The sequence below is a fragment of the Streptomyces sp. NPDC003016 genome (assembly GCF_053591455.1).
In genome coordinates, this window is record NZ_JBSFTV010000037.1 from 38,025 (window position 1) to 50,640 (window position 12,616).

The 12,616-nt window shown below is 68.4% G+C and carries 7 protein-coding genes; 5 read left to right on the forward strand and 2 right to left on the reverse strand.

Annotated elements, in window-relative coordinates; translation table 11 throughout:
* Nucleotides 1–363 precede the first annotated feature (363 nt).
* Both pglW and pglX read left to right on the forward strand, forming a co-directional pair.
* On the forward strand, nucleotides 364–5,064 hold the full coding sequence (gene pglW / locus ACWDZ4_RS27650) for a BREX system serine/threonine kinase PglW (RefSeq protein ID WP_451511100.1): 4,701 nt from the start codon (nucleotides 364–366) through the stop codon (nucleotides 5,062–5,064).
* Nucleotides 5,061–8,693, forward strand: coding sequence for a BREX-2 system adenine-specific DNA-methyltransferase PglX (gene pglX, locus ACWDZ4_RS27655; RefSeq protein WP_451511101.1), 3,633 nt, complete (start codon nucleotides 5,061–5,063; stop codon nucleotides 8,691–8,693). Before pglW ends, pglX begins: the two co-directional genes overlap by 4 nt.
* Nucleotides 8,694–8,757: 64 nt before the next feature.
* Here the strand turns inward: pglX and ACWDZ4_RS27660 are convergent, their stop codons facing one another.
* Nucleotides 8,758–8,967, reverse strand: coding sequence for a DUF397 domain-containing protein (locus ACWDZ4_RS27660; protein WP_451511102.1), 210 nt, complete (start codon nucleotides 8,965–8,967; stop codon nucleotides 8,758–8,760).
* Nucleotides 8,949–9,791 (reverse strand): helix-turn-helix domain-containing protein, encoded by an 843-nt coding sequence (locus ACWDZ4_RS27665; protein WP_451511103.1) that lies wholly within the window; start codon nucleotides 9,789–9,791, stop codon nucleotides 8,949–8,951. Before ACWDZ4_RS27665 ends, ACWDZ4_RS27660 begins: the two co-directional genes overlap by 19 nt.
* Nucleotides 9,792–10,004: 213 nt before the next feature.
* On the opposite strand from ACWDZ4_RS27665, the gene ACWDZ4_RS27670 reads away from it, so the two are divergent.
* The 3 genes from ACWDZ4_RS27670 to ACWDZ4_RS27680 all read left to right on the forward strand — a co-directional run bounded on the left by ACWDZ4_RS27670 (nucleotide 10,005) and on the right by ACWDZ4_RS27680 (nucleotide 12,610).
* The gene (locus ACWDZ4_RS27670; RefSeq protein WP_451511104.1) at nucleotides 10,005–10,244 is read left to right on the forward strand and encodes a hypothetical protein; all 240 of its coding nucleotides are present in this window, start codon (nucleotides 10,005–10,007) and stop codon (nucleotides 10,242–10,244) included.
* Nucleotides 10,241–10,471, forward strand: coding sequence for a hypothetical protein (locus tag ACWDZ4_RS27675; protein WP_451511105.1), 231 nt, complete (start codon nucleotides 10,241–10,243; stop codon nucleotides 10,469–10,471). The genes ACWDZ4_RS27670 and ACWDZ4_RS27675 overlap by 4 nt, the downstream gene beginning before the upstream one ends.
* Before the next feature lie 198 nt (nucleotides 10,472–10,669).
* Nucleotides 10,670–12,610, forward strand: coding sequence for a DNA/RNA helicase domain-containing protein (locus ACWDZ4_RS27680; RefSeq protein WP_451511106.1), 1,941 nt, complete (start codon nucleotides 10,670–10,672; stop codon nucleotides 12,608–12,610).
* The last annotated feature ends 6 nt before the right edge of the window (nucleotides 12,611–12,616 follow it).

Here is a 12,616-nt window from a genome sequence, read left to right on the forward strand (position 1 = left end):
GTCGGCCCTCCGCGACGCGACACCAGCGCGACCCCGCCGATCACCAGTGATGCCCTGACAGGCAGCATCGAGCCCTGTTCCCCGACCTGGCCTTCATAAATATCGGGGACGCCTCCGCACCGACCAGTACGTCTTCGGCCGAACCAGCGGAAGGAGCGGGGCGCGTGGGTGCGCCGGCAGCGGACTTCTCCTCGTTCGTCCCCCCTGCGCGCCCCCGGACCGACGACTCCGCGGCTTGACGCACGGCATTACCCGCTGTCGTCGGCCGCGGCTAGGATTCACCGGGTCCGTGATGTGGTGGAACCGCACGTGAAACCAGGGAACGGACCGGCCGGGGACAGAACCAAGAGGCGGGGACAGCACATGCGGCAAGGCCGGTGGACCACGGTCACCGAGTCCGAGTTCGACCATGAGCACCGTGGCCTGGAGGCCATCCGGGAGAAGCTTCCGGATGCCGATCCCTGGCGGGCCTGGTCGAACTTCACCTTCACCGCCCACACTGGTCACGTCCGTGAGGTGGACCTCCTCGTCGTCGCCCCGGGCGGCGTCTTCATGATGGAGCTCAAGGACTGGCACGGCGCCGTGACCAGCGAGAACGGCACCTGGATCCAGACCACCCCCGGCGGCCACCGGCGCCCTCACGGCAATCCGCTCCACCTCGTCAACAGGAAGGCGAAGGAGCTGGCCTCGCTGCTCGGCCAGAACGGCAGGCGGGTGTGGGTCGGCGAGGCCGTCTGCTTCACCGACGACGGCCTGCGCGTCCGCCTGCCGGCCCACGATCAGAACGGTGTGCACAGCGTCGACGAGCTGGTGGCGATGTTGAAGCAGCCGCCGCGCGACGAGCGACGGCGGATCACTGCCGTCGAATCCCGCGAGATCAAGGCCGCCCTCGACCGGGTCGGCATCCGGCGCAGTGAGGCCGAGTACAAGGTCGGCCCCTACCAGCTCGACCGGAAGTCCTTCGACTCGGGCCCGACGTGGGCCGACTACAAGGCGAGTCACAGTGAGCTGCCCGAGGTGGCCCGCGTCCGCGTCTACCTGAGCGAGCGCGGGTCGGACGCGTCGATCCGGCGGTCGGTGGAGAACGCCGCCCGCCGCGAAGCGGCCGTACTGCAGCGGTTCAAGCATCCCGGCGTCGTCCAGCTCAAGCAGTACTACCCGTCCGGGCACTCCGCGGGCCCCGCCCTGATCTTCGACTACGACCCACGCACGCTGCGCCTCGACGAGTACCTGCTCCAGCACGGCAAGAACCTCGACATCCTCGGTCGGATGGCGCTGGTCCGCCAGCTCGCCGAGACGATACGTTCCGCGCACTCGGTCCGCATCCACCACCGGGCACTGGCCGCCCGTGCCGTGCACGTGATCCCTCGCGACCGGGGGCGCCGCGGCCGGACGGTCGGTGAGGACGCCGCCTGGCTCGCTCCTCGCCTGGAGATCTCCGACTGGCAGATCGCCACCCAGCGCGCTTCCGACACCGCGGGCGACAGCGGGCAGGGCATGACCCGCTTCGCACCCACCGCCCTCTCGGCGATGCACCTGGCGGAGGGTTCCGACCCCTATTTCGCCCCGGAGCTGACCGCTCTCAAGGCGGACCCGGTCTACCTGGACGTGTACGGCCTCGGCGTCCTCACCTACCTCCTGGTCACGGGCAGGGCTCCGGCCGCGAGCCAGGCCGAGCTGCTGGCGCGTCTGGAGGCCGGTGAAGGGCTGCGACCCAGCTCGCTGGTCGACGACCTCTCCGAGGACATCGATTTCCTCGTGCAGGCGGCGACCGCCTACCGGCCCGGACAGCGCCTGTCCTCGGTGGACGAGTTCCTGGAGATGCTGGAGATCGTCGAGGACGGCCTGACCGCGCCGGCCTCGCCACCCGAACCCGAACCGGCCGAGGATCCCGAGAAGGACCCGCTGGAGGCGGTGGCCGGTGATGTGCTCGGCGGCCGCTGGGAGATCCGCCGCCGCCTCGGCACCGGCTCCACCAGCCGCGCCTTCCTCGTCCGCGACCTCCAGGCCGAAGCACGCAGGACCCGGCCGCTCGCCGTCCTGAAGGTGGCCCTCTCGGACAGCAGGGGCCAGGTGCTGGTGCACGAGGCCGAGGTGATGAACCGACTGCGCCCCGACTCCCGGGTGATCCGGCTCGTCGAACCGGAACCGCTGCGCATCGGGCCCCGTACCGTCCTCGCCCTGGAATACGTGGGCGACGAGCGCGAGGCCACCGACCAGGACGCCGAGACCGCGGACTCGGGCACCGGCACACGCACCCGACGCCGCGAGGAGACGGTCGCCCGCCAGTTGCGCGAACACGGCCGGCTGAAGATGGACCAGTTGGAGGCGTACGGCGACTACCTGTTCGGCGCCGTGGACTTCCTGGAGGGCGAGGGCGTCTGGCACCGCGACATCAAGCCGGACAACATCGCCATCCGCATCCGTCCCAACCGCACCCGTGAGCTGGTCCTCATCGACTTCTCCCTGGCGGGCTACCCGGCCAAGGACTACGAGGCGGGCACCGACGGGTATCTCGACCCGTTCATCGGCACCCTGACCCGCACCGCCTACGACTCGCACGCCGAGCGGTACGCGATCGCCGTCACCCTGCACCAGATGGCCTCCGGCGAGCTGCCCAAGTGGGGCGACGGCTCGGTCCCACCGAGGATGACGGACGCGAAGGAGTTCCCGTACCCGACTGTCCAGGCGGATGCCTTCGAACCCGCCGTGCGGGACGGTCTGGTCGCCTTCTTCCGCAAGGCCCTCCACCGCGACGCGACGAAGCGCTACGCCGAGCTGAAGCCGATGCGGGACGCCTGGAAGAAGATCTTCCTGGACGCCTCGCAGACGGTGCCGTCCAGCCACCGCTCGCGCCACCCCGAGCCCGCACCCCCGGAAATCGTGGCGGGCGAGCGCGCGGCGACGATCTCGGACGCCGAGCCGCTCACGGCCGACGAACAGCGTGAACGCCTGGCGTCGGCCGTCACTCGCGAGACCCACCTGTCCGCGGCGGGTCTCACCCCGGCCGCGGAGTCCTTCCTCTACGGCCTCGAGATCACGACCGTCGGCGGTCTGCTCGACTACAGCCGCAGCAAGCTCCTCAACGCGCCGGGCCTGGGCACCAAGACCCGCACCGAGGTGCAGCGCCGTCAGCGCCAGTGGGGCAGGCTGCTGCGCGAGGCACCCCTCTCCCCGCTCACTCCGAAGGGCCGCGCCGAGGCGAAGGAGGAACTCGCCCAGCTCACCGCCGCAGAGTCGGCGATCGCCGGAGTCCTGGCCACAGGTGAGGGCGCGGCAGGCCTGACGGAGTCCGCCCTCCGCTCGGTGAGCCTGGACACGCTGGCCACCCTGTTCGTCCCGGAGCTGAACAACAACCGCTCCAACAGCAACAAGGTCGAGATGGTACGGCTGCTGCTGCGCCTGCCGAACGAGCGCGGCGAGCTGCCCGGCATCGGCGTCTGGCCCAAGCAGAAGGATGTCGCGGAAGCGCTCGGCCTGTCCGCCGGACGCATCCCGCAGATGCTGAAGGAGGAGCGCAAGCGCTGGAAGAAGCATCCGGCGGTCCAGGCCCTGCGGGACGAGATCGTCGGCCTGCTGGGGGGCCTCGGCCGGGTCGCCTCCGCCGTGGAGATCGCCGACGCGTTGGCGGTACGGCGCGGTACGCAACTGCCGGGACGTGAACAGCGGCGCGCACTGGCCCTGGCCGCTGTCCGGGCCGTCGTCGAGGTGGAGCAACTCCAGCCGGAGGAGGCGGAGTTCCAGCACCAGCCCAACCGCAGGGCAACGGAGGACGTACTGGCAGCGGGCCTGCTCGCGCTGGACGTACGGGAGGTCGACGCCCCGGACACCCCGACGGCTCCCGGGCTCCTCGACTACGCCATGCGCCTGGGCAGGACCGCCGACCGCCTGACCCGCCTGGACACCCTGCCGACCGCCACGACGGTGCTGAGCGAGCTGGGCGCGCTGACCCCGCCGCCCGGTGTCGTGGACTGGGACGAACGGCGACTGGTCGAACTGGCCGCCGCCGCGTCCGCGAACGCGGCGGCCACGCCCCGCCTGGAGATCTACCCGCGCGACCTGCCCCTGGTGCGGGCCCTGCGCCTCACCCAGGCCGGCCTGGTGCGGCTGATCCCGGGCGTGCCGGAGGCCCGGCAGCCCGGCCTGACGGGCGAGGACGTCCACGAGCGGGTACGGGCCCGCTTCCCGGAGCTGGTCATCAGGGACGGCCGGGGCGCGAGCACGTACGAACTGCCGACCGGCGGCCCGCTGACCAAGGCGCTGCGCGACGCGGGCTTCGACCTCACCCTGTCGACGCGCGAGGACACGAGGACGCCGCGCTACCTGCCGACGCGGATGGACAGTGCGTCCACTTATCTGACGGGCGGAGACTGGCGCCGGTCGACGCAGGCCGGCGCGGTGACGCGTTACTCCGACGACCCGCTCGTGGCGGGCGGAGTCCGCGCGGACGAACGGCTGCTGGCCTCGGCCCGCCGGGACGGCTACCGCGTCCTGACCGTGCACCACGCCCGTACCGTCGAGGCGGTACGGCGACTGGCAGGCCAGCGCATCGGCGCGCAGGCGGTGTCCGTGACCGAGCTCTTCCTGGAGTCGATGCACGCCCTGGTCCCCCCGGCCACGAAGCCGACGTGGGAGACGCTGCTGAAGGCGGACGTGGCCGAGCCGGGCTCGCGGGGAGCGCTCAAGTTCAGCGAGTACGCGCGGACCGCCTGGGGCACGGTGGAGCCGCGGGTGCGGGAACTGCTCACCCCGGGGGCCGGTTCCGGCCCGGTCCTGCTGACCGAGGTGGCCGTGTTCGCCCGGTACGACGGGATGGGGGTCCTCGACCGGCTCGCGGAGGCAGCCCGCCAGGGCGGACGCGGACTGTGGCTGCTGGTGCCGCAGGCGGACCCGGCGCGTGAGCCGAAGCTGGGGCACACGGCGGTGGCGTACCAGGCCGGCCTGGGTGAATGGATCGACCTGCCGGACTCGTGGGTGAAGAAGAACTACCTGTCCGGTGTGACGGACGTGAGTGCCGTGGGCATGAACGCAAACGTGAACGGTAACGAGGGGGACGACAAGTGATCGACCGCAAAGCCCTGTTGGAAGACCTGAAACAGCAGGTGAAGGCGGTCGAGGTCGACCTCGGCAAGCAGGTCAAGGTGGTACCGGAGGGCGAGAAGCTGCGCGCCGAGTACGACCGTGCGCGCAAGCTGGGCCGTACGGCGGCCACGTGGAACTCCTGGCTGGACGACCGGGTCACGCAGGTCGCGGTGGCGTGGGTGCTGGGCACGGTCTTCGTCCGCTTCTGCGAGGACAACGAGCTGATCCCGGAGCCGTACCTGACGGCCCCGGAGGGCGACCGGCGGGACTTGGCACTGGCCCGGTTCGAGGACTACATCGGCAGGTCCGAGGACCCGACGTACCGGGGCTGGCTCGAGCAGGCGTTCGAGGAGCTGGGGGCGGGGCAGGCGGGACGGCTGCTGTTCGACCGGCGGCACAACCCGCTGTTCCAGATCCCGTTGTCGCACGACGGCGCGCGGGAGCTGGTGGACTTCTGGCGCAGGCGGGATGCGGACGGTGTCCTCGTCCACGACTTCACGGACCCGCTGAAGGAGGACGGGGACGGCACACGGGGGTGGGACACGCGGTTCCTGGGTGACCTGTACCAGGACCTGAGCGAGGCCGCCCGGAAGACCTACGCGCTGCTTCAGACACCGGAGTTCGTGGAGGAGTTCATCCTCGACCGGACGATGGACCCGGCGGTACGGGAGTTCGGGTACGAGGGCCTGAAGATGATCGACCCCACGTGCGGGTCGGGGCACTTCGTGCTGGGGGCGTTTCGGCGGCTGGTCCGGCTGTGGGGGGAGGGTCGGCCGGGCAAGGACGTGCACGAGCGGGTACGGGAGGCGCTGGACTCCGTGCACGGGGTGGACCTGAACCCGTTCGCGGTGGCCATTGCTCGGTTCCGGTTGCTGGTGGCGGCTATGGCGGCGAGTGGGGTGCGGACGCTGGCGGAGGCGGCCAAGTACGAGTGGCCTATTCATCTGGCGGTGGGTGACTCGCTCATAAAAGCACGGCAGTTGGAGCTGACGCTGGGTGGGAGCGAGGACGGGGAAGACGATGCGCTGGCTTCCTTCGCCTACATCACGGAGGATGTGCACGAGCACCCTGGGATTCTGCAGCCGGGCCGGTATCACGTGGTGGTGGGGAACCCGCCCTACATCACAGTGAAGGATAAGAAGCTTAACCAGCTATACCGGGAGCTATACGACGCTTGCGGAGGCGCGTACGCCCTTTCAGTTCCTTTCGCCCAAAGGTTCTTCGAGCTTGCCAAGCGAGGCAACCAAGACGACTTCGGTTATGGAATGGTGGGCCAAATCACGGCGAACTCTTTCATGAAGCAAGGATTCGGCGCAAAACTTATCCACGACTTCTTTGCCCATAAAGTTGAGTTGACAGAGGTGATTGACACCTCTGGAGCTTACGTTCCAGGCCACGGCACACCGACTGTGATTCTCATCGGCACACGGCGTTCGGGCCACGACCGAACGCCCACCATCCGAACTATCCGTGGGATTCAGGGGGAACCTGGCGCACCAGCAATTGCCGAGGAAGGCTTTGTTTGGAAATCGATCGTGGATCAGATCGACCGCCCTGGATCTATTAGCAAGTGGGTATCTGCCGACGACCTTGAACGCAGTCGCTACTTCGGCAAACAACCCTGGATTCTCCTTGACGGTGGTCTTGAGCTTGTCGAACAGGTGCAATCTGCAAGCGCACAGGAATTGTTGCGCGTTGCACACGACATCGGCGCGGGTGCCGTACCTCGCGAACACGAAGCCTACGAAGTGGGCGCGGGAGCGCTTCGCCGATACGGAATCGCCCCTGAGTACCAGCGACCGATCGTTGCTGGAGCAGAGATTCGCGATTACATGACCTGGGACCCAACCGTTTCACTTTGGCCTTACTCCAGTAAGGATCTTACTGCCGAAGCCCCGCCCTCCGTCGAGCGCGCGCTTTGGCCTCGGAGGTTTCACCTCCGAAATCGAGTAGCGTTTGGAAAAGACCAACTGGCTCGGGGGCTGACATGGTTCGAATACTCCATGTTCTTCACAGAACGATACAGAATTCCGCTCTCGATCGCGTACGCAGTCGTGTCAACAAACAATCAGTTTGTCCTTGACCGAGGAGGGAGAATCTTCAAACAATCGGCACCAGTGATCAAGCTCCCAGATGGATCATCGGAAGAGACTCACCTCAATCTCCTCGGATTGCTTAATAGTTCCACAGCCTGCTTTTGGCTACAGCAAATGAGCCACAACAAGGGAGAAGGCGGCGGGGCGCGAGTTGACGCAGGATATGCCGCATTGGGTAGCGAATCCTGGAAGAACAATTACGAGCTAACGGTTGCCAGGCTGCAGCACTTTCCGCTCTCAGTCAGCTTCCCCACCGATCTCGCCGCAGCTCTCGACAAACTTTCCCAAAGGCTTACATCCATCTTGCCCTCTACCCTTGCAAGAGAGACCACCCCCACTGCCTCCGCCCTACGCAACGCCCAAGCCGGTTGGCGTTCGGCTCGCACCCGGATGGTCGCCCTCCAGGAAGAGTTGGACTGGCAGGTCTACTCGCTTTACAACTTGCATCCCGAAGACCTTCGAGTTTCCGAGGATCCCGACTCTCCCTATATCCCCGAACTCGCCCTCGGTGAGCGCGCCTTCGAGATCGTCCTCGCGCGGCGCGTTGCCACAGGTGAGGCCAGTAACGAGTGGTTCAAGCGGCATGGGTCCACACCTATCACCGAGATTCCAACCCACTGGCCCGCCGCCTACCGTGAGGTCGTCCAGAAGCGGATCGATGCCATCGAGTCGTCGCGCGCCATCGGCATGATCGAGCGGCCGGAGTACAAGCGCCGCTGGGCCACCGAAGGGTGGGACTCGCTTCAGGAGAAGGCTCTGCGGAGCTGGTTGCTCGACCGGATCGAGGACCGTGCGCACTGGTTCGACGAGAACGGGATGCCCTCGCTCGTCAGCCTCTCTCGGCTTACCGACAACCTGTCCCGTGACGAGGACTTCGTCTCTGTCTCCAAGATCTACGCACCCCGCAAGGAACTGCCCGCCGTCGTATCTGAGCTGATGACCGACGAGCACGTGCCGTTCCTCGCCGCCCTGCGCTACAAGCCCGCCGCTCTCAAGAAGCGCGCGGACTGGGAGCACGTTTGGGATCTTCAGCGGCAGGAGGACGCTGCTCCGGACGAGCCGGCCAAGCGGAAGATCCGGGACAGCATCCCCGTACCGCCGAAGTACACCTCCGCCGACTTCCTGCGCCCCTCCTACTGGCGGGCGCGCGGCAAGCTGGACGTGCCCAAGGAGCGGTTCATCTCGTACGCGCGGTCCAACGTGCCCACCCCCGATTTGTACGGCTGGGCCGGCTGGGACCACCGGGAGCAGGCGATCGCTCTTGACACGTACATCGCCACCCACGAGGGCTTGACCACTGAAGAGGTCACCCCGCTCCTCGCCGGGCTGCTGGAACTCCAGCCCTGGCTGACCCAGTGGCACAACGAGCCCGATGCGCTCTTCGCCCCGACCCCCGCCAAGTTCTTCGAGAGCGACCGGCAGATGGAACAGGGCAAGCACGGCCTCACCGACGACGACCTGCGCGCGTGGCGCCCGGCCGCCGCGACCAGAGGACGCCGTACCAACAAGAAGTAACCCGCGCGAGAACGCCAACGGCCCCCGCGATCCCAACAGATCGCGGGGCCATTGATTTGCGTGTTCAGTCGCTCAACTGCCCGTCCCTGATGGCCGAAACGAAGGAAGTCCAGCCAACAGCCGGGAACACGAGCACCGGGCCGTGCGGGACCTTGCTGTCCCGCACTGGAACGACGGTAGCGAAGTCGTCAGAAACCTCGACGCACTCGCCTCCGTCCTGATTGCTGTAGCTGCTCTTGCGCCAAGCTGCGGCACTCAGGTCGATGGGTCGCACAGCACTTCCTCCAACGTGGCCAAGACGAACTTCCGCGACTCAGCCGGGGGCAACGCCAGGTCGCGCATCGCATCGTACGCACGCTGCAAACGCTCAACCGGAGCATTTTCCTCGATGAGATCGCCTCGGTAGCCGTTCTCTGTGTAAGCCACCGTACGTGCGTTCGCCAGCCGCAGGAACATCACAGTGGCGTTCATCAAGCCATGCAATCCGGTGCTCAGCGGAAGCACCTGCAACGTCGCATTCGGCCGCTCCGCGATCTTCGCCACGTACTCCAACTGCTCCCGCCACTCCCCCACATCCCGCAACGGCGTCCGCAGCACCGCCTCCGACAGGATCGTCCGGAACGGCGGCGCATCCTCCCCCTCCAACAACTCCCGCCGCCCCATCCTCGCCTCCACCTGCTGCTCAAGCTCCTTCCCCTTGAGCCCGCCCGCCGCCAGCACCTCCCGCGCGTACCCCGGCGTCTGCAACAACCCCGGCAGCACGCTCACCGCGAAGTGCCACAGGCTCACCGCCTCCGCCTCCAGCGCCATGTACCGCCGGTACCGCTCCTTGAACTGCGTATGGTCCCCGGCGGCCAGCTCCCACAGCGCCAGCAGCAGCCCCGGCGTCCCGTAGTGCGTGTCCAGCGCCTGGACGACCTCCGGGCTGCCGAGCGTCTCGCCCTTCTCCATCTTGCCGAACAACGACCAGTCCCAGCCGAGCCGTTCGCCGAGCGCCCGCAGGCTCGTGCCGCTCGCGGTCCGCAGGGTGCGCAGTTCCTCTGCGAACCGCTGACGGGGTTCCTGGCTGCGGCCGGTGATGACGCGTCGCTGCGGCATACCGCTCCCTCCGAGACGTTCGTGTGACCGATGTGGAACGTGTGGAACCGCCTCCGCACGGCGGGGAAGCACCACCCCGACCACAACCCGGCCGCCCACATCCGGGCGCATCCTCGTAACGACCGGACTACGCAGCGTAATTCAGCCGGCGCAGCCGGGTCATGGAATCAGCGGAACCTCACCGCACGCCACACCACACCGACGAGGACCCACATGACCCCCACACCTCACGCTCCCCGCACTCCCAAGACCCAGGAAGCCCTCGAAGCCCGTGACGCCCTCGCCGCCGCCCTCACCCAGGCCGGCATCCAGCTCCCCGCGATGGACATCCGCACCCCCTGGGCCGACGACCGCAAGGCCGACGCCCAGTACGCGCTCGTCCACCTCGGCGTGTGCTCGGCCCCCATCGCCCACCTGCTCGCGGACGTGATCACGAAGGGGCTCGCCAGGTGACGGAGGACTCCGACGGGGCCCCCGCCCTCGGCGAGGCCGTACACGACAGCGCCCGTGACCGCGTCGGACGCGTCACGGGCCACGAGGGCCCGTACGTCCAGGTCCGCCCGCTCGCCGGGGGCCGGACATGGGACGCCGAGCCCGACCACCTCCGTCCCCTCACCCAGGACGAGCTGCTGAGCGCCCTCGTCGCCGAGGTGAACGCCCGGAGCAGACAGCCCAGATGACGGCACCACTCAGCCGGCGCCACTCGCCGCCCGAAGCCGCACCCCGCCCCCGCCCCCGCCCCCGCCCCGTCATGACCGAGTCCGTACCGATCCCCTCCCCGTGATCGGCACCCTCACCTAGGATGGCGAGAACCATCTCAGCGGCCCGACGGGCTTCCTGATCCGTTTCGCCAGAGCGCGCGGCGGACCTCGAAGGACATGCCCCCACCCGCACGAGTCTTCTTCGTGCTGCCTGGGGGCATCTCCTTGCTGTTCCGTGAATCCGCGGCGTCCGTGGCCGCCCGCATCCTCGAAGGGTCGCTGGCGCTGCACCTGACCGAGAACTTCCGTCACCTGCACGGCCGGAGCGCCGGGCAGTCGGAAATACGGTCCTGGGAACGCAGCCTCCCGGCTCTCGTCAACGCCCTCATGGAGGCCGGGCTCGACGACGTCGAGGTGCTCATCGAGTACAGCCTGCCCCTCACCAGCAAGCGCGCGGACGCCGTACTCGCGGGCGTGCACCCGACCACGGGTGAACCGTCGTACGTCGTGGTCGAACTCAAGCAGTGGAGCGCGGCCCGCCCGGAGGAGGACGAACCGCTGCTGTGCCGGATCGACGCGTACCCGGACCCCGTGCTCAACCCGATCGAGCAGGTCCGGGGCTACTGCGAGTACCTGCTGTCGTTCAACGGCGCGCTGGAGCGGATGCCGAAGTCGCTGGCCGGGGTGGCGTTCCTGCACAACGCGGCCGAATCCCGCATCGCCGGTCTGCGGGGCGTCGAGGAGGACCAGCACGGCCGCCTCTACACCGGCGAACAGCGCGGCGCCTTCCTGGACTTCCTGCGCTCGCGGCTCGCCGCGAAGCCCGGTGCGGAGGCGGCGGACGTACTGCTCGGCGGCAAGATCCGGCCGTCCAAGCAGCTGATGGCCGTCGCGGCGGCCGAGATCCGCGACCGCGAGCAGTTCGTGCTCATCGCCGAGCAGCGGGTCGCCTACGAGAAGGTGATGTCCGCCGTACGCCGGGCCAAGCGGTCCCACCACAAGCAGGTCGTCGTGGTGACCGGCGGTCCCGGCTCGGGCAAGAGCGTCGTCGCCCTGTCGCTCCTCGGCGAGCTGTACCGGCGCGGGATGACCGCTCTGCACGCCACCGGGTCCGCGTCGTTCACCAAGACCATGCGCAAGGTCGCCGGGGCGCGGAAGCCCGCCGTGCAGAAGCTGTTCATGTACTTCAACAGCTTCATGGACGCCGAGCCGAACGACCTCGACGTACTGATCTGCGACGAGGCCCACCGGCTGCGCAAGACCTCCGCCAACCGCTACACGAGGGCGGAGCTGCGCACCGGCCGTCCCCAGGTGGCGGAGCTGATCGAGGCCGCCCGGGTGCCCGTGTTCCTGCTCGACCAGCACCAGGTGGTGCGGCCCGGCGAGATGGGCACCACGGCGGAGATCCAGCGGGCCGCCGCCGCTCAGGGCCTCGAGTGCACGGTCGTGGAGCTGGACGGGCAGTTCCGGTGCGGTGGCAGCGACGCGTACGAGAAGTGGGTCGTCGACCTGCTCGGCCTGGAGGGCGGCACGCCCGGCCCGTGGGAGCCGGACGGCAAGCTGGAGCTGCGGACCGCCGAGAGTCCGCAGGAACTGGAGGACTTCCTCGTCGCCCGCCGGGCGGAAGGCTACGGCGCGCGGATCTCGGCCGGCTACTGCTGGAAGTGGACCACCAAGGTCACCCCGGGCATGACCGAGCTGCCCACCGATGTCGTCATCGGACCGTGGGCGCGGCCCTGGAACGTGTACGGCGACCGGTCCGTGCTCGGTGCGCCGCCCGCGCCCCTGTGGGCCACCGACCCGGACGGCTTCGGACAGGTCGGCTGCGTCTACACCGCGCAGGGCTTCGAATACGACTGGTCGGGCGTGATCATCGGGCCCGACCTGGTGTGGCGGACCGACCGCTGGGTCGTGGACCGGTCGGCGTCCAAGGACCCGATCTTCACGAAGACGACGCCGGACAGCGAGATCGACCGGCTGATCCGCAACACCTACAAGGTGCTGCTGACGCGGGGCATGGTCGGCACGATCATCTACTCGACGGACCCGGAGACGCGCGACAAGCTGCGCTCGCTCGTGCATCCGGCGTCCGGGGTGGAGGCACCCGTCCTCGTGTAGTCGGGC

What these genes read in the sequence shown, in the direction of transcription:
- pglW (WP_451511100.1), top strand. Translation starts at nt 364, where the DNA reads ATGCGGCAAGGCCGGTGGACCACGGTCACCGAGTCCGAGTTCGACCAT.
- ACWDZ4_RS27665 (WP_451511103.1), bottom strand. Translation starts at nt 9,791, where the DNA reads ATGCCGCAGCGACGCGTCATCACCGGCCGCAGCCAGGAACCCCGTCAG.
- ACWDZ4_RS27670 (WP_451511104.1), top strand. Translation starts at nt 10,005, where the DNA reads ATGACCCCCACACCTCACGCTCCCCGCACTCCCAAGACCCAGGAAGCC.
- ACWDZ4_RS27680 (WP_451511106.1), top strand. Translation starts at nt 10,670, where the DNA reads ATGCCCCCACCCGCACGAGTCTTCTTCGTGCTGCCTGGGGGCATCTCC.